General features: G+C 63.2%; 21 protein-coding genes. 9 read left to right on the forward strand and 12 right to left on the reverse strand.

What is annotated here, in order from left to right; translation table 11 throughout:
* Window positions 1-56: 56 nt before the first annotated feature.
* From hisG to hisS, 3 genes are read right to left on the reverse strand one after another with little or no spacing between them, the layout of a single operon-like run.
* Window positions 57-752, reverse strand: a complete 696-nt coding sequence (hisG, locus tag EEQ99_RS12925) for an ATP phosphoribosyltransferase (protein ID WP_047613787.1) — start codon at window positions 750-752, stop codon at window positions 57-59.
* The gene (locus EEQ99_RS12930; protein ID WP_097595307.1) at window positions 749-1,870 is read right to left on the reverse strand and encodes an ATP phosphoribosyltransferase regulatory subunit; all 1,122 of its coding nucleotides are present in this window, start codon (window positions 1,868-1,870) and stop codon (window positions 749-751) included. Before EEQ99_RS12930 ends, hisG begins: the two co-directional genes overlap by 4 nt.
* Before the next feature lie 45 nt (window positions 1,871-1,915).
* Window positions 1,916-3,439 (reverse strand): histidine--tRNA ligase, encoded by a 1,524-nt coding sequence (gene hisS / locus EEQ99_RS12935; RefSeq protein ID WP_097630512.1) that lies wholly within the window; start codon window positions 3,437-3,439, stop codon window positions 1,916-1,918.
* A gap of 129 nt (window positions 3,440-3,568) precedes the next feature.
* Between hisS and EEQ99_RS12940 the strand changes: the two genes are divergently transcribed.
* From EEQ99_RS12940 to copM, 3 genes are all read left to right on the forward strand, one after another.
* Window positions 3,569-4,330, forward strand: coding sequence for a hypothetical protein (locus EEQ99_RS12940; protein WP_174824452.1), 762 nt, complete (start codon window positions 3,569-3,571; stop codon window positions 4,328-4,330).
* A gap of 57 nt (window positions 4,331-4,387) precedes the next feature.
* Window positions 4,388-4,753: a hypothetical protein gene (locus EEQ99_RS12945; RefSeq protein WP_063476403.1), complete on the forward strand. Its 366-nt coding sequence runs from the start codon at window positions 4,388-4,390 to the stop codon at window positions 4,751-4,753.
* A 75-nt stretch (window positions 4,754-4,828) separates the two neighbouring features.
* Complete coding sequence (copM, locus tag EEQ99_RS12950; protein ID WP_097622970.1) at window positions 4,829-5,188, forward strand: CopM family metallochaperone; 360 nt, start codon at window positions 4,829-4,831, stop codon at window positions 5,186-5,188.
* Between the two features lie 65 nt (window positions 5,189-5,253).
* On the opposite strand, the gene EEQ99_RS12955 is transcribed toward copM, so the two are convergent.
* The gene (locus EEQ99_RS12955; RefSeq protein WP_127430559.1) at window positions 5,254-6,303 is read right to left on the reverse strand and encodes an aldo/keto reductase; all 1,050 of its coding nucleotides are present in this window, start codon (window positions 6,301-6,303) and stop codon (window positions 5,254-5,256) included.
* Between the two features lie 236 nt (window positions 6,304-6,539).
* Here EEQ99_RS12955 and EEQ99_RS12960 point away from each other — a divergent pair, with 236 nt between their 5' ends.
* A complete protein-coding gene (locus EEQ99_RS12960; RefSeq protein WP_047613781.1) occupies window positions 6,540-7,244 on the forward strand; it encodes an HAD family hydrolase in 705 nt (234 codons plus the stop codon).
* A 16-nt stretch (window positions 7,245-7,260) separates the two neighbouring features.
* On the opposite strand, the gene EEQ99_RS12965 is transcribed toward EEQ99_RS12960, so the two are convergent.
* Both EEQ99_RS12965 and EEQ99_RS12970 read right to left on the reverse strand, forming a co-directional pair.
* Complete coding sequence (locus EEQ99_RS12965; RefSeq protein WP_047615319.1) at window positions 7,261-7,764, reverse strand: hypothetical protein; 504 nt, start codon at window positions 7,762-7,764, stop codon at window positions 7,261-7,263.
* On the reverse strand, window positions 7,761-8,390 hold the full coding sequence (locus tag EEQ99_RS12970; RefSeq protein WP_047615316.1) for a DNA-3-methyladenine glycosylase I: 630 nt from the start codon (window positions 8,388-8,390) through the stop codon (window positions 7,761-7,763). The genes EEQ99_RS12965 and EEQ99_RS12970 overlap by 4 nt, the downstream gene beginning before the upstream one ends.
* Before the next feature lie 249 nt (window positions 8,391-8,639).
* Here EEQ99_RS12970 and EEQ99_RS12975 point away from each other — a divergent pair, with 249 nt between their 5' ends.
* From EEQ99_RS12975 to EEQ99_RS12985, 3 genes are all read left to right on the forward strand, one after another.
* The gene (locus tag EEQ99_RS12975) at window positions 8,640-9,389 is read left to right on the forward strand and encodes a L,D-transpeptidase (RefSeq protein ID WP_127430560.1); all 750 of its coding nucleotides are present in this window, start codon (window positions 8,640-8,642) and stop codon (window positions 9,387-9,389) included.
* 136 nt (window positions 9,390-9,525) lie between these two features.
* Window positions 9,526-10,218, forward strand: coding sequence for a L,D-transpeptidase (locus EEQ99_RS12980; protein WP_047613777.1), 693 nt, complete (start codon window positions 9,526-9,528; stop codon window positions 10,216-10,218).
* Between the two features lie 123 nt (window positions 10,219-10,341).
* Entirely contained in the window at window positions 10,342-11,016 is a 675-nt protein-coding gene (locus EEQ99_RS12985) for an outer membrane protein (RefSeq protein ID WP_047613776.1), read from the forward strand.
* 142 nt (window positions 11,017-11,158) lie between these two features.
* On the opposite strand, the gene EEQ99_RS12990 is transcribed toward EEQ99_RS12985, so the two are convergent.
* From EEQ99_RS12990 to EEQ99_RS13005, 4 genes are all read right to left on the reverse strand, one after another.
* Window positions 11,159-11,599 (reverse strand): hypothetical protein, encoded by a 441-nt coding sequence (locus tag EEQ99_RS12990; protein ID WP_127430561.1) that lies wholly within the window; start codon window positions 11,597-11,599, stop codon window positions 11,159-11,161.
* A gap of 107 nt (window positions 11,600-11,706) precedes the next feature.
* A complete protein-coding gene (gene glcF, locus EEQ99_RS12995) occupies window positions 11,707-13,017 on the reverse strand; it encodes a glycolate oxidase subunit GlcF (RefSeq protein WP_127430562.1) in 1,311 nt (436 codons plus the stop codon).
* A 53-nt stretch (window positions 13,018-13,070) separates the two neighbouring features.
* Complete coding sequence (glcE, locus tag EEQ99_RS13000) at window positions 13,071-14,270, reverse strand: glycolate oxidase subunit GlcE (protein ID WP_127430563.1); 1,200 nt, start codon at window positions 14,268-14,270, stop codon at window positions 13,071-13,073.
* Window positions 14,267-15,706: an FAD-linked oxidase C-terminal domain-containing protein gene (locus tag EEQ99_RS13005; RefSeq protein ID WP_127430564.1), complete on the reverse strand. Its 1,440-nt coding sequence runs from the start codon at window positions 15,704-15,706 to the stop codon at window positions 14,267-14,269. Before EEQ99_RS13005 ends, glcE begins: the two co-directional genes overlap by 4 nt.
* 147 nt (window positions 15,707-15,853) lie before the next feature.
* Here EEQ99_RS13005 and EEQ99_RS13010 point away from each other — a divergent pair, with 147 nt between their 5' ends.
* Window positions 15,854-16,750, forward strand: a complete 897-nt coding sequence (locus EEQ99_RS13010) for a LysR family transcriptional regulator (protein WP_127430565.1) — start codon at window positions 15,854-15,856, stop codon at window positions 16,748-16,750.
* 13 nt (window positions 16,751-16,763) lie between these two features.
* Here the strand turns inward: EEQ99_RS13010 and EEQ99_RS13015 are convergent, their stop codons facing one another.
* Window positions 16,764-17,615: a LysR family transcriptional regulator gene (locus EEQ99_RS13015; RefSeq protein WP_047613770.1), complete on the reverse strand. Its 852-nt coding sequence runs from the start codon at window positions 17,613-17,615 to the stop codon at window positions 16,764-16,766.
* A 143-nt stretch (window positions 17,616-17,758) separates the two neighbouring features.
* Here EEQ99_RS13015 and EEQ99_RS13020 point away from each other — a divergent pair, with 143 nt between their 5' ends.
* Window positions 17,759-18,754, forward strand: a complete 996-nt coding sequence (locus EEQ99_RS13020) for a zinc-dependent alcohol dehydrogenase family protein (RefSeq protein ID WP_127430566.1) — start codon at window positions 17,759-17,761, stop codon at window positions 18,752-18,754.
* A gap of 14 nt (window positions 18,755-18,768) precedes the next feature.
* On the opposite strand, the gene EEQ99_RS13025 is transcribed toward EEQ99_RS13020, so the two are convergent.
* On the reverse strand, window positions 18,769-19,926 hold the full coding sequence (locus EEQ99_RS13025; RefSeq protein WP_127430567.1) for an adenosylhomocysteinase: 1,158 nt from the start codon (window positions 19,924-19,926) through the stop codon (window positions 18,769-18,771).
* Between the last annotated feature and the right edge of the window lie 70 nt (window positions 19,927-19,996).

Here is a 19,996-nt window from a genome sequence, read left to right on the forward strand (position 1 = left end):
AGAAAACCCGCCGTCATCCGACGGCGGGTTTTTCTTGTGCCGTTATGTAGCCGAGATCAGAGGGCAGCGCGCACCGCATCGATGATCGCCTGCACCGCCGGTTCGTCGGCATGGCTCTCCTTGCGGGCGCGCACGAGGCAGGCCTGCGAATGCAGGATGACGCCGTCCTGGAGCACCTTCAGGTGGTTGGCGCGCAATGTCGAGCCGGTGGAGGTGATATCGACGATGATGTCAGCCGAGCCTGCGGCGGGAGCGCCCTCGGTGGCCCCCAGGCTTTCGACGATGCGATAAAGCTGGATGCCGTGCTGGCTCGAAAAGAACTGCTGGGTCAGCCGCCAGTATTTGGTGGCGATAGCAAGCCGCCTGGAGTGGCGGGCGCGGAAATCGGCGGCGACATCGACGAGATCGGCCATGGTGTCGACATCCAGCCAGATCTCCGGCACGGCGACGACGACATCGGCATGGCCGAAACCGAGCCGGGCGCAGAATTCGACGCGCTTGTCGATCTCGGCAAAACCCTCCCGCATCAGATCCTCGCCGGTGACGCCGAAATCGACGCTGCCGTTGCCGATTTCGCGAGAGATTTCGGAAGCCGACAGGAAGGCGACTTCCACATCGTCCCAGCCTTCGACGCGGCCGCGATAGGAGCGGTCGTTACCAACAGCCGAGATCGGCATGCCGGCACGCTCGAAGATCGCCGAAGCGTCGTCCTTCATCCGGCCCTTGGAAGGAAGCGCAATGGTGATGGTCATGCGGCTGCCCTTTCGGTTTCGATACGGTCGAGCCAGAAGGAGAAGCCGACGGCAGGAATGCGGTCCGTGGCGCCGAGGAAGGTCAGCAGCCGATCGAAGCGACCGCCGCCGGCGAGCACCGCGCTCGAGCCTTCCACCGTCACCTCGAAGACGAGGCCGGTGTAATAATCGAGCGGCCGTCCGAAGGCGGCGCGGTAGTCGAGGCAGGAAAGATCGACGCCGGCATTGGCAAGGGCTGCGACCCGGCCATTGAAGCGGGCGAGCGCGTTGCCGAGTTTCAGGCCGGCAGCATCGGCGAAACCGGCAAGGGCCGCGGACGCGTTGATGAGCGGCACGTCGAGCGACAGGAACTCTTCCAGCACCTGGAAGGCCGCATCGTCGAGGCGGGTTTCGGAGAGGATCAGCTTTTCCTTGAGGCGCCGGGCGATCTCCAGGGGCGAGCGGCTGGCATTCGTCGAATAGCCGGTCTTCTGCATCTCCCGCTCGAGATGGACGACCAGCGCCTGCTCGTCGCCGGATGCGACCAGCCTGGCAATATCGTCGTCCAGGCCGGTGACGAATTGCGGGCTGACGAGGCTGGCCAGCAGCGCTTCCAGCTGCGTCATGTTGCCGAAGGCATGGATCAGGCGCTTCTGCCAGCCGAGCGGCAGGCCGAGCGCCTGGACGACGGCCTCGAACACTGCCTGGTCGCCCAATGTCACCGACAGTCGCCGGCCCGGCAGCAGGCGAGCGAGGATGCCGGTGGCATCGCCGATGGCGCGGGCGTCGGCGTTTGACAGGTCGATATCGCCGAGATCCTCGATGCCGGCCTGATAGAATTCGTTGGCGCCGTCGCGGCGCTGGCGGAAAACCTCGCCGAGATAGGCATAACGCTTCGGCGTACCGGTCGCCGTCTCGATGTGGCGCAGACAGACAGGAATGGTGAATTCGGGACGCAGGCAGAGGCTGGCGCCGGTTTCACTCTCCGTCATGAAGATGCGGCGGCGCAGATCCTCACCGGCGATGTCCAGGAAAGGTTCAGCCGGCTGAATGACAGGCGTATCGATGCGCTCGGCGTTGCGCGCGGTAAATTCGGCCAGCAGGTCGTTGCAGAATTCGGGGAGGTTGATCAGGGGCATGCCGAGCTCCAAATAGTAGGCGAAGGGCGTGCCTGAAGGTACGCCTCAGACATTCGATGCTGCCCTCTTCCGATCCTCAGCCTGCGCAGCAAGGATTTCCTTCACCTTGGCCACAAGGTCGGCTTCCGGCACCGTCTCCTGCGCCACGCGTGCTTCGCGCCAGCTGGCATTGTCTTCGATCTCGCCGGAAAGCCGCTTGCCTTCGATCAGATCCTTGATCTGCACGACGCCTTCGGCGCGCTCGTCGCCGCCCTGGATGATGGCGACGGGGCAGCCGCGGCGGTCGGCATATTTCAGCTGATTGCCGAACTTCTTCCAGTTGCCCTGGAACATCTCGGCGCGGATGCCGGCGGCGCGCAGTTCCTGGGTCATGCGCTGGTAGCGGCCCATCGCTTCGACATCGCCGTCCATCACGGTCACCAGCACCGGCTCGATGACTTCGCTGGCGCCGAGCTTGCCGAGGTTCTTCAGCGCCGTCATCAGGCGGGAGACGCCGATCGAAAAGCCTGTCGCCGGAACCGGCTGGCCCATGAAGCGGGAGACGAGGCCATCATAACGGCCGCCGCCGCCGACCGAGCCGAAGACGACCTTTTCGCCCTTTTCATTGGTGACGTCGAAGCTGAGTTCGGCCTCATAAACCGGGCCGGTATAATATTCGAGGCCACGCACGACCGAGGGATCGATCTTGATCCGGTCGGCTTGATAGCCGGCGCTGGTGACGAGCGCTGCGATGAAATTCAGCTCCTCGACGCCTTCGCCACCCCTCGAGGTTCCCGCAACGAGTTCGGCGAGACGTTGTGCGCTTTCGGCATAATCCTTGATGCCGACGAAAAACAGGACCTTGTCGATCTGCTCCTGATCAAGCCCGGCGCCCTTGGTGAAATCGCCGGATTCATCCTTGCGGCCGGGGCCGAGCAGCAATGCCACGCCTTCCGGACCGAACTTGTCGAGCTTGTCGATGGCGCGCAGCACGTTGAGCCGCTGGCCGGCCTTGTCGTCGCCGCCGAGGCCGATCGCCTCGAGCACGCCGTCCAGAACCTTGCGGTTGTTGACGCGGATGACATAGTCACCGCGCTTGATGCCGAGGGCCTCAAGCGTGTCGGCCATCATCATGCACATTTCGGCATCGGCCTGAACACCCGGCGCGCCGACCGTATCGGCATCGAACTGCATGAACTGGCGGAAGCGGCCGGGGCCCGGCTTCTCGTTGCGGAAGACGTAACCGGCGCGATAGGTGCGGTAGGGCAGCTGGATCTCGTTGAAATTCTCGGCGACATGACGGGCGAGCGGCGCCGTCAGGTCGTAACGCAGCGACATCCATTGCTCGTCGTCATCCTGCAGGGAGAAGACACCCTCGTTCGGCCGGTCGCTGTCGGGCAGGAATTTGCCGAGCGCATCGGTATATTCGAACAGCGGCGTTTCGAGCGGATCGAAACCATAATGCTCATAGACTTCCCGGATCTTTGCCGTCATCTCGTTGACGGCGCGGATGTCGGCGGCCGTGCGGTCGACGAAGCCGCGCGGCAGGCGGGCCTTGAGCTTTTGCGGTTTCTTCTGCTTGTCGTTCATTTCCGGGAATTCCGCTGACTGTGACAGTGGCGGTTTCCTAACCGATCGGGCGGGGAGCGGCAAGGGCGAAGGGTCTTGATGCCGCAGGGAGAATCGATTGAACCGGAGGCATTCATCAGAAATGCGGATATGCTCATGATCGCTGAAGCGCTTCTCTATACCGCGACCTTGCCGCTGACCGGCAAGCCGCATCGAAAGTTTATCCGCTATTCCGTCAATCTGTGGTCGCGGGCCGGGCGCTGTGCGGCGGATTGGGCCGAACATGAGGAGAAGAGCCGGACTGCGATCCGCGCGGCTGCGGCCGGTCTCAGGCAGAAGCGGACCGCCGTCGTGCTCGGTTCCGGTCTGTTGCGGGACGTGCCGATCGAGGAATTGGCGCGCGATTTCGATACCGTCGTGCTGGTCGATCTCGTTCATCTCGCCTCGGTGCGGCTGTGGCTGTCGGCCAAGGGCTACCGCAATGTCCGGCTGATCGAGCGCGACCTCTCCGGCTATGACGACCTTGCCGCCGGCCGGCAGCCCGAACCGCTCGGCTTCCTCAGGAGCGTGCCCTATCTCGATCTGGTGGTTTCGGCCAACCTCTTGTCGCAGATCGGTCGCGGCGTGAAACGGCGCTCGGACGCCGAGACCGGGCGAATGCCTGAAGACACGGTGGAAAGGCTGATCGCGGCGCATCTGACCGGGCTTTCGGGCCTCTCCTGCCGCAGTTGCCTGGTGACCGACATCGCCTATGCCGTCATCGACCGCAACGGCAGGACGCATGAGGAGGCAGACCTGCTGCATGGCGTATTGCCGCCGCCGGCAAAAGCGACCTGGACATGGCCGGTGGCGCCGCTCGGCGAAGAGAGCAAGGATTACCGGATCGAGCACAAGGTCATTGCCAGCTGGTGATCAGGATGTGATCGCCGGTCGGCTTGGCTTGCATCAGTCATTCGCCTATAAAACAGCATGCGCATGCTCGCCCTCATCGCGATGTTTCTCGGCTGGCTGGTCTACAGCGCCATGTCCGCATGGGCAGGCTGTCCGACCTGCGCATCGATGAATGCACCGGTTGCCGTCGAAACCGGCATGCATCACGAAATGCACGGCATGGCTATGTCCGAGGCGGCGGGCAAGACTGAGCCCTCGAAAGGCCCCTGCGCCGGCGGCAATTCCGCGCATATGCCGCTTTGCGCCGCCTGCCTGCTGTTGCCACCGGCGGTGATGGTCACTGATGGCGGAAAGCCGACCTTCAGCTATCCCGCCCCGGCGCCTGCCCACGCCCTCGACGACGAAAAGCCGACACCGCAGTCGCCGCCTCCGCGATTGTCCTGACACCATAGCAATCCATGCCAATCGGGTGGCTCAGCCGCCCGGCAAACCTATTGTCAGACAGAGGAAGGAACTCTCATGTCTTTGAAAATCATCGCCCTCACCGCCATGCTCGCCATCATTGCCGCTCCCGTCCTTGCCGAAGACAAACCGATGGATATGAGCAAGCCGATGGGCAATCACGATGCGGCAAGCCACGCCTTCAGCGAGGCCAATGCCAAGATGCACAAGGATATGATGATCGAATATAGCGGCGATGCCGATGCGGATTTCGTCCGCGGCATGATCCCGCACCATCAGGGCGCGATCGATATGGCCAGGATCGAGCTTCAATATGGAAAAAATCCCGATATCCGCAAGCTCGCCGAAGCCGTCATCAAGGCGCAGGAAGCCGAGATCGCTCAGATGACCGCCTGGCTCAAGGCCCACGGCAAATAGTCGATCGTGGATGAAAAGGGGAACGCCGGGATGTCAGGCGTTCCCCAAGACTTATGTTGGCGAGGTCAGTCCTTCGGCTCGAAATCGGCCGGCCGGCGGCCGGCGCCCTGTCGTGCCAGCATCCAGCCGGGATATTCCGGCGCAAGCGCGCTCACCTCGTCGAGCTTCTTCATATCGTCTTCATCGAGCTTCAGCTTGACGGCGGCAAGGTTCTGGTCGAGCTGATCGACCCGCTTGGCGCCGATGATGACTGTTGTGACGAAGGGCTTGGCGAGGATATAGGCGAGCGCCACGGTGGCGACGCTGACGCTGTGCTTTTCGGCGACTTCGCGCATGACGGCGACGCAGGCCCAGGCCTTGTCCTTGTCGACCGGCGGGAAATCAAAACTGGCGCGGCGGCCCTCGCCGTTGCCGGGCGCGCCGGGACCATACTTGCCGGAGAGCAGTCCGCCGGCGAGCGGCGACCAGACCATCAGGCCGAGCTTCTCCTCCTGCATCATCGGCACGATGTCGCGTTCGAGGTCACGGCCGGCGATGGAATAATAGGCCTGCACGGTTTCGAAACGGGCAAAGCCGCGGCGTTCGGACAGGCCGAGCGCCTTGGAGATGCGCCAGGCCTGCCAGTTGGAGACGCCGATGTAGCGCACCAGGCCGCGGGAGACGAGATCGTCGAAGGCGCGCAGCGTCTCGTCGATCGGCGTCACCGTATCGGTCGCGTGGATCTGATAGAGGTCGATGTGATCGGTCTGCAGGCGCTCGAGGCTCGCCTCGACGGAATCCATGATGTGGCCGCGCGAGGCGCCGCGGTCGTTCGGCTTGTCGCCCATCACACCATAGACCTTGGTGGCGATGACGACGTCCTTGCGGGGGACGTCGAGGTTCTTCAGCGCCTGGCCGAGCAGCCTTTCGGACTCGCCGGCCGAATAGACATCGGCCGTGTCGATGAAATTGACGCCCGAAGCAAGCGAGCGTTCGACGATCCGGTCGGCGGCATTCTGGTCGACATCGGCGATGGCGCCCCACATGCTGCCTTGCTTGGCTTCACCGAAGGTCATGGTGCCCAAGCAGATTTCCGAGACGAAAAGTCCCGTATTTCCGAGCTGGTTGTAACGCATGGTGGAAAAATTCCTTTGTGTCTGCCGCAAGAGGGCTTGCGAACCGCTGAACTTCATTTTTTGATTATTGGCCTGCGCGCGACAGGCACAGCCGTGGCTGGCTGCAGGGTGAGGCAAAGTGCATTTAGTGCGGCAGCGGCGCTTTTCAACGCTGCGCCCAACCGTGCCGAAGATGACGCCCTTGTCTCGACACAGGCAGCCGATAGATTGCCGGCCATATTTTAAGAGGTGCGCATATGACGACGCGACCACTGACGACGATCGGCTTCGATGCCGACGATACACTCTGGCAAAACGAACAATATTACCGACTGACGGAAGCGCATTTCACCAGGCTTCTTGCCGATTTCGCCGAAGGACCGAAGATTTCCGAGCGGCTGCTGGAGGCCGAGAAACGCAATCTTCGCCATTATGGCTTCGGCATCAAGGGTTTCACGCTGTCGATGATCGAGACGGCGATCGAGATCACCGAGGGCAAGGTTCCCTCGGGCGTGATCGCCAAGATCCTCGATATCGGCCGCGAGCTCCTCTCCCATCCGGTCGAGACCATGCCGCATGTGCGCGATACGCTGGAGGGGCTTGCCGGCAAGTACCTGCTTGTCATGATCACCAAGGGCGATCTCTTCGATCAGGAACGCAAGCTTGCCCAATCCGGGCTCGGCGATTTCTTCGATGCCGTCGAGATCGTCTCCGACAAGACCGCCGTCACCTATCGGCGCATCTTCGCCAAGGTCGGCGACGGGCCGGAGCGGGCGATGATGGTCGGCAATTCGCTGAAATCGGACATCGTGCCGGCAATCGCCGCCGGCAGCTACGGCGTCTTCGTGCCGCACGAGCTCACCTGGGTGCTGGAACATGTCGATGAACCGAAAGAAGCGCCGCGTTTCCGCAAGATCGGCCATCTCGGGGAATTGCGCGAACTGATCGACCGGCTCGGCTAAACCGGACTTACAGCCCCTATTGCTTGGCAGGCGCCTTCGGAAACAGCGACGGGCGTTCGGGCTCGGCCGGCGGTTGCGGCGGTTGCGGGGCGGCCGCCAAGGGCTCGATCAGGATGCTGAAGGGAGCGCCGAGGCCGCGGCGCGGCGAGACCTTGGAATAATAGGGACGCAGCAGCCAGGTGGCGTCTTCCTTGACCGTCGTCTCGAAGCTCATGCCATCCTCGTCGGTGCCGAAGAAGGCCTCGTCATCCGGCTTCGACAGGTCGAAGATCGCCAGGAAGGCAAATTTGCTCTTGGTGGAAAAACTGACCTTCACGTGCTGGCCGGTGCGCACCGGCAGCGTATAGACATGGCTATTGCCGAACTTCGTCCAGCCCTTCAGCTGCATGGTGACGGCCGGGAATTGCAGCTTCTCCAGCTTCTCGCCGGGATCGAGCTGCGGTGTCTGCGCCATGGCGGAGACCGGCAGGAAAAACAGGGCAGCGGCTGTTATCAATATTCTCACGGACAGATCTTTCATGGACGGACCAGGGCGCTGCGCATCGCCTCGACCTCGGGCCGGCAGAAGCAGCCTTCCAGATGATCGTTGACGAGACCCATCGCCTGCATGAAAGCATAAACTGTGGTCGGGCCGACAAAGGTCCAGCCGCGTTTCTTCAGATCCTTCGAAATGATGACCGATGTCGGCGTCGTCGGATTGGCGACGATATGCTCGCGGTCGACCACAACAGGCCGCTCGTTATGTCCGGGTTCGTAGCGCCAGAAATAACGGGCGAGCGAGCCGAACTCGTCCCTGAGGGCGATCGCGCGCTTGGCATTGTTGATGGTCGAGACGATCTTGCCGCGATGGCGGATGATGCCGGCATCGCCAAGGCAGCGAGCGACATCCTCGTCGCCGAAGAGAGCGACCTTGTCGAAATCGAAGCCTGAAAAGGCGGCGCGGAAATTCTCGCGCTTGCGCAGGATCGTCAGCCAGGAAAGGCCGGACTGGAAGCCTTCGAGGCAGATCTTCTCGAAGAGGCGGATGTCGTCAGTGACGGGGCGGCCCCACTCCTCGTCATGATAGCGGAGATAGTCGGGCAGATTGGCGTGCCAGTGGCAGCGGCTCCTGCCGTCCTCGCCGATGATGATGCCTGTCGCGCTCATGATCCTTCATTCTGCGGGGGTCCGCTTCGTTCTCCGCTGATGATTCCGGCTTTACCATTTGCAAACCGTCTTTCCAAACCGAACGGTAACCCTGACGAAAAGTTTATCCGGTCGGTCGGCTTTTCATGAATCGATCTTTACCATTCGCTGGCGGATAGGGTGGCAGCGTCTTTGCGGGCGGAACATGTCCGCCCGGGCGGAGAAGTAGTCCCGCCAGCCATTTTCGGTCATTTGTAGAGAGTTCGTCCGATGATGAAACAGCTTGTTCTTGCCGCAGCCCTCTTCGGCATCGTCTCCACGGCCGCCCTTGCAGACGACCGCTACGCCACCCGTCCGCCGGTCGTGCTCAGCCCGGATCTGACGGCGCCCTGGATCAACCAGCTCGGCGGCGGCGCGGTTCGTCCCGTCGTCTATCAGCGGCCGGTCATCCGGCAGCCGCAGCGCGGAATCTTCCAGCGCCGCGCGCTGCGCCAGGCGCCGCAGGCCGCACCGCAGACCGTTTCGGCGATCAATCCCGGCATCCCGTCGATCCGCCGTCCGATCGAGCCGCAATTCCTGCCGCAGATGGTCGATTACGATACCACGGAAAAGCCCGGCACGATCGTCATCGATACCAACAACCGCTTCCTCTATCTGGTGATGGAAGGCGGCAAGGCAAGGCGCTACGGCGTCGGCGTCGGCAAGCCCGGCTTCGAATGGGCCGGCGCCCACAAGATCACCCGCAAAACGGAATGGCCGGACTGGACGCCGCCTTCCGAAATGATCAGCCGCGAAGCCGCCAAGGGCCATTACCTGCCGGCGCGCATGGACGGCGGCCCGGAAAACCCGCTCGGCGCCCGCGCCATGTATCTCGGCTCGACGCTTTACCGCATCCACGGCACCAACGCGCCCTGGTCGATCGGCAGTGCCGTCTCCTCGGGCTGCATCCGCCTGCGCAACGAAGACGTCGTCGATCTCTATGACCGCGTCAGCGTCGGAACCCGCGTCATCGTCATGTAACGACCGGGCAAATACCTGGGGAGCCGTAGAGAATAGCCGGCTCCCTTCTCCAAAAGAGCTTTATCCGGCCACGCCGATCTTGAATCGGGGAGAAGTTCATGTAGCTTCGAGCGAATTTGCTTGAGGGGAATCGATCATGATCAAATTGATGCCGGGTCTGGCTGCCGCCGGACTTGTCCTGTCCTTGATGTCCACATCCGCCTTTGCTGCACCCGCCGGCTCCGCGCCGGACAATACACGAGCCCCGGCGCAGATCGTGCGCGTGGCGCAGATGCCGAAATACGTGAAGCCGCAGTTCAAGCGCAAGAAAGTGCGCCTGGTGACGACGGAAGCGGCCGGCACCGTCATCATCGATACAAACAACAAATATCTCTATCTCGTCGAAGGCAACAACCGCGCCACCCGCTACGGCATCGGCGTCGGCCGCGACGGCTTCGGCTGGTCGGGGATCGTCAAGATCGGCCGCAAGGCCGAATGGCCGAGTTGGACGCCGCCGGCCGAGATGCGCCGCCGCGAAGCCGCCAAGGGCCACATCATCCCTGCTTTCCAGGAAGGCGGCGAGGACAATCCGCTCGGCGCCCGCGCCATGTATCTCTACCAGGGCGGCCGCGACACGATCTTCCGCATCCACGGCACCAACCAGCCCTGGACGATCGGCCTCAACATGTCTTCCGGCTGCATCCGGATGATGAACGAGGATGTGACGCACCTCTACGACCGCGCGCCTGTCGGCACCAAGGTGATCGTCATCGGCCCCGGCAACCGGCAGGGCAAGGTGGCTTTCGAGGACCGAGGCATCGACGTGCTGCGCACGATGTTTGGCGGCTGAGCAACACTGACGAAAAAAACGAAAGGCGCATTTCGACGCGCCTTTTGTTTTGCTTAGACTTTGCGGCCGAAAGCTGGCACACCTGCCTAAGAGTCGACATATTTGCAATATCGGGGCTATTCAATGACATATGCGCTGCGTTCCTCCGCTTCGCTACTTGCGGGCATCGCGTTTTTGACAATCTGTTCAGCAGTTTCCGCCTCGGCGGAAGATCTGCAATTCTCTGTCTATGGCGGTTATCAGACCGCACCGCACAGCGGCGTCGATCTCTCCGACGGCACGCATTTCACCGCCGGCTGGGAAGGCAAGTCCTTCGGCAGCCCGCCTTATTACGGCGGCCGCGTCACCTGGTGGCTCGAGAACTTCAACAAGCCGAACTGGGGTATTTCGCTCGATTATACCCATGACAAGGTCTATGCCGACGACGATACGCTGGCCAAGACCGGCTGGTCGCACTTCGAATTCACCGACGGCCTGAACTTGCTCACGGTGAACGGCCTCTACCGCTTCCAGGATCCGACCCGCCGCTGGACGCCCTATCTCGGCGCCGGTATCGGCGTGAACATTCCGCATGTCGAAGTGATTCGCCCCGAGGGCAAGACCTGGGCATATGAATTCGGCGGCGTGACGCTGCAGGCCCAGGCCGGCGTCGACTTCAAGGTGACCGAGCGCTGGTCGACCTTCGTCGAATACAAGGGCACCTATTCGCGCATCGACGTGCCGATCGACAACGGCGTGGACCTGAAGACCAACATCTTCACGAATGCCGTCAACGTCGGCGTTTCATTCCACTGGTAAGAACAAATTTCGGCTGCGACGTGAGAGCGGTTCAGCGCATAAAAGCGCAAAACCGCTCTAACCTTTTATCGTTACGCAATTCCCAGGCAAAACCGCCTTGCGCGTTGCCTGGGAAAACCGCTTCGTACTTCCTGAAATTGCTCTATTTCGTGCCGCAGCTGACCTTGCCCTGGACGGCATAGGGCTTTTCACCGCCTGCGATCGTCAGGGAATAGGTGCCGCTGAAATTTGCCGACGGCTTGCCGCGTTCGCCGGCAACCACGACGAGATCCAGCGTTGCTCCGCCGGTGGCGTCATCACCACCGTCGAGAACCTCCAGGAGCAGTTCGCCGTCACGCGACCAGTGATTGGTCAGATGCTGCGATTCGAAAACACGTTTTCCGAATACCGTCGATTGCGCCTGGTCCTTGACCACAAGTGCACCGCGGAAATGGTTGAGCTTGTGGCCGGCATCGCTTTCGAAACCGCTTTCGAGCGTGAAACGCGCTTCCTTGTCGTCGGCGGAACAGAACAAACGACTGTCGGCATGGGCGGCGCCTGCCGCTCCGAGCAGTCCCGCAAGCACGATCATTCCCCGCCACATCGCCCAACCTCCCGAGACCGGCCCGACGGGCCTGCTGCATATGCAGCAATTTAAAGTGCTACAGCGTCCTTTGCGCATCTGAAAAGACGCGCGGCGCTGTAGTAGCTTCAGCCTAGCGGCAAACCTGTTAATTTTTCCGGCACAGCGCCGCCATAAGCCCAATCGAGCAGTTCGACCGTATGCAGGATCGGCATGCCGGTGCCGGTGGCGATCTGGGTGATGCAGCCGATATTGCCGGTGGCAATGATATCGGCCTTGGTGGCCTCGATGTTTTTGACCTTGCGTGCCTTCAGCGCAGCCGAGATCTCCGGTTGCATGATGTTATAGGTGCCGGCAGAGCCGCAGCAGAGATGACCTTCCGCCGGATCGCGCACCGTAAAGCCGGCCGCTTTCAGCAATTGCTTCGGCGCGAGCGTGATGCGCTGGCCGTGCTGCATGGAACAGGCGGAATGATAGGCGACCGTGATGCCCTTCGGCATGTGGGCCGGCAGCTCGAGAGTGGCGAGATATTCGGTGATATCCTTGGCGAGCGCCGAGACCCTGACCGCCTTTGCGGCATAGGCGGGATCGAGGCGCAGCATGTGGCCGTAATCCTTGATCGTCGTGCCACAGCCAGAGGCGGTGATGATGATCGCGTCGAGGCCCTGCCCGTCGATCTCGCGTGTCCAGACATCGACATTGGCGCGCGCGCTCGCAAGCGCCTGTTCGGCGCGGCCCATGTGATGGACCAGCGAGCCGCAGCAGACCTCGCCCTCCGGCAGTACGACCTCGACGCCGAGCCGCGTCAGCAGCCGGATCGCCGCCGCGTTGATGCCGGGATCGAGCACCGGCTGGGCGCAGCCGGAAAGGATCGCCACCCGGCCGCGCCGTTCCGCCTCGGGCAAGTAGCTGCCGGGTTTTGCGAAGGCTGAAGCTGCAGGCACGCGGCGCGGCGCAAGCGCCAGCATGGCGGCGAAAGGTTTCAGTGCGCCACTCCGCATCAGGCCGGCGAAGGGCCGGCCGAGACGGGCGAGATTGAGCGCCAGGCGGAAACGGCCGGGATAGGGCAGCACGGCGGCAAGGATGGCGCGCGTCAGCCGGTTCATCAACGGGCGCTTATAGGTCTTTTCGATATGGGCGCGGGCGTGATCGACCAGGTGCATGTAATCGACGCCGGAGGGGCAGGTGGTGACGCAGGCAAGGCAGGAGAGACAGCGGTCGATATGGGTGACGACCTCGGCATCGGCGGGGCGGCCGTTTTCCAGCATGTCCTTGATCAGGTAGATGCGGCCGCGCGGGCTGTCGAGCTCGTTGCCGAGCGTCACATAGGTGGGACAGGTGGCGGTACAGAAACCGCAATGGACACATTTGCGCAGAATCTGCTCGGATTCGGCGACAGCGGGATCGAGCAGCTGGCTCGGGGTGAAGTTGGTTTGCATTTAGAGGGACCTCCGCTTTTGGAGGATATCGGGGGTTGTGCTCATCTTCTCCCTCACCCCATCTTCCCCGGATTGAATATGCCGGCCGGATCGAATTTCTCCTTCACCCGCCGTGACAGCATCGCCACCGCCTCAGGCTCGGGGTGGAAGGCCGCGGTGACTGCCCTCGCCTCGGCCGATGCGCGGATCAGCGTCGCATGGCCACCACCGAGCGCCTTGATGAAGCGGCGGACCAGCTCGGCTTCAGGACCGGCCTCCATGCGCATCCAGACAAGACCGCCCTGCCAGTCATAGAAAGCGTCGACGCCGGCCTCGAGGCGCAGCGCGGCGACCAGCTGATGGCCGGTGCCGGGGGCGACCGAGACGCGCCAGACCGGCCGCGCGGTGCCGTCGGCATAGGGCAGCACGTCGCGGATTTCCTGCCAGAGCCTGCGGCTGTCGGGCTGCTCCAGCCTGGTGACCGTGGCGAAGGCCGACATTGCCGCGACAAGCTTTTCAATGCGCACGTCGACCGAACCGGCCAGGCCCTCAATGCGCAGAACCGTCGCCTCGCCCTCGGGCAATGTGCCGGCGAGGAATTTCCAGGTCACCGTCAACGGCAGATGGGCGGCACCCGAGACTTCGACCGGCAGCGCCATCGCCGCCGCCATGGCGTTGGCCGCCTCGGCATCGTTGAGGCCTGATAGAACCACCGTCTGTTCCGTCTTCGGGCGCGGCGGCACGCGGAAAGTGACTTCGGTGAGGAAAGCCAGCGTGCCATGCGAGCCGGCCACCAGCTTGACGAGATCGAGGCCGGTGACATTCTTCATCACCCGGCCGCCGGCCTTGATGATCTCGCCCTTGCCATTGACGAAGCGCACACCGAGCAGGCTGTCGCGGGCGGCACCCGTGATGAGCCGGCGCGGGCCGGAGACATTGGCGGCAAACACGCCGCCGATGGTCGGCTCGCCGGATGTCCCCATCACAGGGCGATGATCCATCGGCTCGAAGGCGAGCATCTGGCCGCTCTCAGACAGCGCCGCCTCGACCTCGGCGAGCGGCGTGCCCGCTCGAACGGTCATGACCATTTCGCCGGGATTATAGGCGACGATGCCGGAAAGCCCGGTCGAGCGCAGCCGGTCTTCGGCGACAACGGCATTGCCGAAGCCCGAGCGGCTATCGCCGCCGCAAATCGCGAGCGGCTGGCCGCTTTCCGCGTGGGCGCGGACGATTGCCGCCGCCTCTTCCTCACTCGTCGGCATCAGATCGATCATGCGGCGGGGCGCCCTTCGAGCGGAAAGACCTTCGACGGGTTGAGGAGCCAGCCGGGATCGAAGGCGGCGCGCGCCGCCATCTGCTGGGCAAGGTCAGCCTCGGAATATTGGTGGCGCATCAGGTCGCGCTTCTCGATGCCGACGCCATGTTCGCCGGTCAGGCAGCCGCCGGCATCGACGCAGAGCTTCAGGATGTCGTTGCCGGCGGCTTCCGCGCGAGCGGCATCCTCGGGATCGTTGGCGTTGAAGAGGATCAGCGGGTGCATATTGCCGTCGCCGGCGTGGAAGACATTGGCGACACGCAGGCCATAGTGATCGACGATTTCGGCGGTCCGCTTCAGCACATGGGAAAGCTGGCTGAGCGGCACCGTGCCGTCCATGCAGATGTAGTCGGCGATGCGGCCGGTGGCGCCGAAGGCGGATTTGCGGCCCTTCCAGATCAATGCCGCCTCGGTCGCCGACTGGCATTCGCGCACGGTCTTCACCGCGTGCCGGCGGGCGATCTCGACGATGTCCTTCAGCGTGGCGTCCATCTCCGCTTCCGACCCTTCGACCTCGACGATCAAAAGCGCGCCGACATCGAGGGGATAACCGGCATGGGCGAAGGCCTCGCAGATCTCGATTGCCGGCTTGTCCATGAATTCGATCGCAACCGGGACGATGCCGGCGGCGATGACATCGGCAACGCAGGCGCCGGCCTCCTCCGAGCTTTCGAAACCGAAGAGCACCGGGCGGGCGCCTTCCGGCTTGGCGATCAGCCGCACCGTCGCCTCGGTGACGATGCCGAGCTGGCCTTCGTGGCCGCAGACGAGGCCGAGCAGATCATACCCCGCCGCATCCATCGCCTTGCCGCCGAGTTCGATCACCGTGCCGTCGACCAGCACCATCCTGACGCCGAGCAGGTTGTTGGTGGTGACGCCATATTTCAGGCAGTGGGCGCCGCCGGAATTCATGCCGATATTGCCGCCGATGGTGCAGGCAAGCTGCGAACTTGGATCGGGCGCATAGAAAAAGCCGTCCGCGGAGACGGATTCGGAGATGTTGAGATTGGTGACGCCGGCCTGGACCACGGCGACGCGGTTCGGCAGATCGATTTCGAGGATGCTGTTCATCTTCGACAGGCCGAGCACAACCGCATCCTCCTGCGGAATGGCGCCGCCGGAAAGCGAGGTGCCGGCGCCGCGCGGCACGACCGGAATGCCGTAGCGGTGGCAATAGCGCATGACGGCCGAAACCTCGGCTGTCGTGCGCGGCAGGGCCACGGCGAGCGGCAGACGACGGTAGGAGACGAAGGCGTCGGTCTCGAACGGCACCAGCTCGCGCGCCTCATGCACCAGGCATTCCGGCGGCAGAAGATCGGTCAGATCGGCGACGATCTGGGCTCTGCGCGCCAGGACATCGGCGCGGGGGCTGAGAAACGAAATGGCGTCGGACATGGCGTTCTCCCTGGCCCTGACGACGGGAAGAGGGTAGCGGAACCGGCCGCGAACCTCCCTGCCGCCGATAGACCGGCTTAGCACTTTCCCGAAAGTGGCGCAAATGCTAAGCACTTATGCCAAAAGGGGAAAAAGTCGCAAAACCTTATGACCAATCTGGGTGATCTCGAAATCTTTGCCAAGGTCGTTTCGACAGGCAGCATGTCTCTCGCCGGGCGCGCGCTCGGCTTTTCCCCGGCCGTCGTCTCCAAGCGGATCAAGCGGCTGGAGGACCGACTCGGCACCCGGCTTCTGCAACGCACGACGCGGCAGATCTCGCTGACGGAAGCCGGACAGGGTTTCTACGACCGCGTCCTCGGCATTCTCGCCGGGCTTGAGGAAGCGGAATTCTATATCTCCGGCCGCTCGGCGCAGATGCACGGCACGCTGAAGATCTCGGCGCCGACCTCCTTCGGGCGCATGCATATCGCGCCGTATCTGAAGGATTTCATGGAGGCGCATCCGGAGCTTGCGATCAACCTGGTGCTGACGGACGAATTCAGCGACATCGTCGGCGGCGGCTTCGATCTGGCGATCCGCATCGCCGAACTCACCGATTCGAGCCTCGTCGCCCGAAGGCTGGCGCCGGTGCGCCGGCTGCTCTGCGCCTCGCCGGATTACCTGGCGGCGCATGGCGCGCCTCAGCATATCGACGAACTGAAACACCACCGCTGCCTGCCGGCGCACAATAACGACACCTGGCGGCTGAACGGACCGGACGGAGCGCTGAATCTCAGGCCGGAAGGCATGCTGATCACCAATTCCAGCGAGGTGATCCGCGAGGCTGTCATCGCCGGTCTCGGAATCGCGCTGCGCTCCACCTGGGATATCGGCGAAGAGCTCAAGGCCGGCCGGCTGGTGCAGGTGCTGCCGGCCTATGAAGGCTCGCACAATGTCGCGCTGTCGGCCGTCTATCCCAGCCGGCAGTTCCTGCCGGCCAAGGTGCGGCTGTTCATCGATTATCTGGCAGAGCTTTATGGCCCCGTCCCCTATTGGGAGCGTTGATGGCAGTGCCGGTTCAGCGCGCCAGCCTCTCGATGACGAGGTCCAGCAGGGCGCGCAGCCGCGCCAGCCGCTTCATGTCGCGGTGATAGCCGACCCAGGTGTCGCGGCCGGGTGGCGGTTCACCGAGATCGACCAGTTCGACGACCGCAAGGGAATCGCCGAGCGGCCGCGGCAGAACGGCGAGCCCGGCACCGTTGGCACAGAGCGCTGCCTGCACGTCGCGGCTGTTGCTGCGCATGACGGTATCGGCCCGCGGCAACAGGCGCTGCAGCCAGCCGACATCCGGCATGTCGCTGAAAGCCTCGTCCATGGTGATGAGGCGGGCGCCCGTGCCATCGCCAGCTTCGGGGTGCGGTGCGCCGCGTCTGATGTAAAGGCCGTATTCGATATGGATCAGCTTGCGCGATATGACCTCCGCCTCCGTGAAAGGCCGGATGCGGAAGACGAGGTCGGCTTCGCGTCGCGACAGGTTGAGAAGCCGGCTGTCGGTCAGCAATTCGATCTCTACCTTCGGATGGACTTGCGAGAATTCCGCCAGTACCGGCGAAAGCACATGTGCGCCGAACCAATCGGATGAGGACAGCCTGAGAAAACCATCGAGCTGGCGACTGCCGCCGGCAAGGACGCGCTCCATGGCGAGCGCCTCCTCTTCGATGCGTTCAGCGCCGGCGAACACGGCGGTGCCCTCGTCGGTCAGCACGAAGCCATCCGTCGTGCGCTGAAAAAGCGTCTGGCCGAGCGAGGCTTCAAGAGCACGCAGCCGCCTGCCCATCGTCGGCTGCGTCAGCCCGAGGCTGCGGGCTGCTGCCCCCAGCGTGCCGAACCGCGCGATCGCCAGAAACAGCTTGAGGTCGCTCCATTCCATCGCCCGCATCCGTCAAAACAAAAATGCATGGATTTCAGTCATTATCTTTCATTTTCATTCGCGCTTCAATGCACCATCTTCTCCCAGCACAAGCCATTGCCGACGCCCCAGCAGACGCCGCGCTGCGAACGAAGGAGAGTTCCATGCCTGTCCAATCAACGATGAAAGCACTGCTGGCGGAGACGCCGAATTCGCCGCTGCGGATCGCCGATATTGCAAAATCGTCGCTCGGCGAGGGCCAGGTTCTGGTGCGCATCAAGGCAAGCGGCGTCAACCCGCTCGACCTCAAGATCCGGGCCGGTAATGCGGTCCATGCCCGCCATCCGCTTCCCGCCATACTCGGCATCGATATGGCCGGCATCGTCGAAGAGATCGGAATTGGCGTCAGTGGTTTCCGCCGCGGCGACGCGGTCTACGGCATGACCGGCGGGGTCGGCGGCATTCAGGGATCGCTTGCCGAATTTGCAGCCGTCGACGCCGCGCTGCTGGCGCCAAAGCCACAGAATCTGTCGATGCGCGAGGCAGCCGCCCTGCCGCTCATCTCGATCACCGCCTGGGAAGGGCTTGTCGACCGCGCCGGGGTCAAGGCCGGCCAGAAGGTTCTCGTACTCGGCGGCGGCGGTGTCGGCCATATCGTCGCGCAGATCGCCAAGGCTGCCGGAACCGAGGTCTATGTGGTCGACGGCGCTTCGAAAGCGGATTATCTCGCCGGCCTTGGCGCAACACCGATCGATCGTGACGTGGAAACGGTGGAAACCTATGTCGCAAGACACACCGGCGGCAAGGGTTTCGATCTGGTCTACGATACGGTCGGCGGCCAGGGGCTCGATACGGCATTCCATGCCGTCAGCCGGTTCGGCCATGTCGTGAGCTGTCTTGGCTGGGGAAGCCACGCGCTGGCGCCGCTCTCCTTCAAGGCCGCCACCTATTCCGGCGTCTTCACGCTGCTGCCGCTTCTGATCGGCGAGGGACGCGCCCATCACGGTCAGATCATGCGGGAGATGACGAAGCTCGTCGAAGCCGGCAAGGTGATGCCCAAGCTCGACAGGCGCCGCTTCACCCTTGCCGGTGCCGATGAGGCGCATCGGCTGATCGAAAGCCGGCAGGCGGATGGAAAGCTCGTCGTCGAGATCGACTAACCTCGACGAGAGAATTAGCGCGCCAGATCGAGATAGGCGTTCGCCACCATCGCATCGATATCGCGGGGTACGCGGACGACGCAGGATTGGGAACCGGCCTCTCCCCTGGCGATGCGTTCCAGGCAACGGACCTGGAGCGTGAAGCCGAGATCCATCGATTCGACCGTATTGCCGAGCGGCCGCGGACCGGCGAGATTGGCCATGTGACCGCCGCCGAGTACATGGAAGCAACGGCCGTCGGCGAGATGGAAGGTCTCGATATGGTCGGCCTCGTAGCGATCGATGCCGGTGACATCGGGATGGCGGCGAAGGGCCTCGACATCGATCTCATGCGGGAAATGGCCGCCATTCATCAGGATCGCGCCGTCCTTGACGAGCGGCAGGTCGGCTGCCGTCACGATCCCGGCAAAACCGGTGACGGTGATGATGATGTCGGCCGAACGGATCGCCTGGTCGCGCAACGGCGTGACGAAACCGTCGAGATGGGCTTCGAGCGTCGTCACCGGATCGATGTCGACGACGCTGACGGTTGAAAAGGCATTGCGGAAACAGGCGGCCGTGCCCTTGCCGCAGGCGCCGTAGCCGAAGACGGTCACGCGTTTGCCGTTGGTGGAGCGGTTGGTGAAACGCAGGTAGCTTTCGAACAGGCTCTGGCCAACGGCATGCCTGTTTTCGGCGAACTGCTTGATCGGGCTGTCGTTGATGACGAGGATCGGCATCTCCAGCCGCTCGCGCAGCGGCAACAGACGGGTGCGCCCCGAAGTGGTCTCCTCGGTGCCGCCCAGGAGATTGGCATAGGGCTTTTCCGCCGCGATGGCGAAGAGATCGCCGCCATTGTCGAGCAGCAGATCTGGCTTCTCGGCGATGACCGCTTCGAGGCTCTGATGATGGGCGGCGGGATCGGTCGTCTGCGTGGCAAAGACGGTGATGCCTTGTGAACGCAGGAACTCGACCGTCGACGGCTGGGTACTGTTGAGATTGCCGGTGCAGACGAGACGCGCGCCACCGGCGCGCAGCGTCATCAACAGCGCCACCGTCTTCGGCTCGAGATGGATGCCGGTACCGATCGACAGACCCTCGAAAGGACGCGTCCGCTCGAATTCGGCGGCCGTCGCCGTGAGCAGCCGGCAGCTGCCGCCGATCCAATCGATACGGGTTGCGGTCTTTTCCATCATCTCTTTCCTATTTGCGCCTTGGTGCTGTTTTTAGCGGAGCAACAGGGCTGCGAATATGGAAGTAATT

The organism is Rhizobium anhuiense (genome assembly GCF_003985145.1).
Taxonomy (GTDB): domain Bacteria; phylum Pseudomonadota; class Alphaproteobacteria; order Rhizobiales; family Rhizobiaceae; genus Rhizobium; species Rhizobium anhuiense.

Bases quoted from the DNA above. Each gene is read 5' to 3' on its own strand.
- EEQ99_RS13020 (WP_127430566.1), top strand. From the start codon at position 17,759: ATGCCTGTCCAATCAACGATGAAAGCACTGCTGGCGGAGACGCCGAAT.
- hisG (WP_047613787.1), bottom strand. From the start codon at position 752: ATGACCATCACCATTGCGCTTCCTTCCAAGGGCCGGATGAAGGACGAC.
- EEQ99_RS12955 (WP_127430559.1), bottom strand. From the start codon at position 6,303: ATGCGTTACAACCAGCTCGGAAATACGGGACTTTTCGTCTCGGAAATC.
- glcE (WP_127430563.1), bottom strand. From the start codon at position 14,270: ATGATCGATCTGATGCCGACGAGTGAGGAAGAGGCGGCGGCAATCGTC.
- EEQ99_RS12990 (WP_127430561.1), bottom strand. From the start codon at position 11,599: ATGTGGCGGGGAATGATCGTGCTTGCGGGACTGCTCGGAGCGGCAGGC.
- hisS (WP_097630512.1), bottom strand. From the start codon at position 3,439: ATGAACGACAAGCAGAAGAAACCGCAAAAGCTCAAGGCCCGCCTGCCG.
- EEQ99_RS13015 (WP_047613770.1), bottom strand. From the start codon at position 17,615: ATGGAATGGAGCGACCTCAAGCTGTTTCTGGCGATCGCGCGGTTCGGC.
- EEQ99_RS12965 (WP_047615319.1), bottom strand. From the start codon at position 7,764: ATGAAAGATCTGTCCGTGAGAATATTGATAACAGCCGCTGCCCTGTTT.
- EEQ99_RS13010 (WP_127430565.1), top strand. From the start codon at position 15,854: ATGACCAATCTGGGTGATCTCGAAATCTTTGCCAAGGTCGTTTCGACA.
- EEQ99_RS12980 (WP_047613777.1), top strand. From the start codon at position 9,526: ATGATCAAATTGATGCCGGGTCTGGCTGCCGCCGGACTTGTCCTGTCC.
- EEQ99_RS12930 (WP_097595307.1), bottom strand. From the start codon at position 1,870: ATGCCCCTGATCAACCTCCCCGAATTCTGCAACGACCTGCTGGCCGAA.
- EEQ99_RS12970 (WP_047615316.1), bottom strand. From the start codon at position 8,390: ATGAGCGCGACAGGCATCATCATCGGCGAGGACGGCAGGAGCCGCTGC.
- copM (WP_097622970.1), top strand. From the start codon at position 4,829: ATGTCTTTGAAAATCATCGCCCTCACCGCCATGCTCGCCATCATTGCC.
- EEQ99_RS13005 (WP_127430564.1), bottom strand. From the start codon at position 15,706: ATGTCCGACGCCATTTCGTTTCTCAGCCCCCGCGCCGATGTCCTGGCG.
- EEQ99_RS12960 (WP_047613781.1), top strand. From the start codon at position 6,540: ATGACGACGCGACCACTGACGACGATCGGCTTCGATGCCGACGATACA.
- EEQ99_RS13025 (WP_127430567.1), bottom strand. From the start codon at position 19,926: ATGGAAAAGACCGCAACCCGTATCGATTGGATCGGCGGCAGCTGCCGG.
- EEQ99_RS12940 (WP_174824452.1), top strand. From the start codon at position 3,569: ATGCTCATGATCGCTGAAGCGCTTCTCTATACCGCGACCTTGCCGCTG.
- EEQ99_RS12985 (WP_047613776.1), top strand. From the start codon at position 10,342: ATGACATATGCGCTGCGTTCCTCCGCTTCGCTACTTGCGGGCATCGCG.
- glcF (WP_127430562.1), bottom strand. From the start codon at position 13,017: ATGCAAACCAACTTCACCCCGAGCCAGCTGCTCGATCCCGCTGTCGCC.
- EEQ99_RS12945 (WP_063476403.1), top strand. From the start codon at position 4,388: ATGCGCATGCTCGCCCTCATCGCGATGTTTCTCGGCTGGCTGGTCTAC.
- EEQ99_RS12975 (WP_127430560.1), top strand. From the start codon at position 8,640: ATGATGAAACAGCTTGTTCTTGCCGCAGCCCTCTTCGGCATCGTCTCC.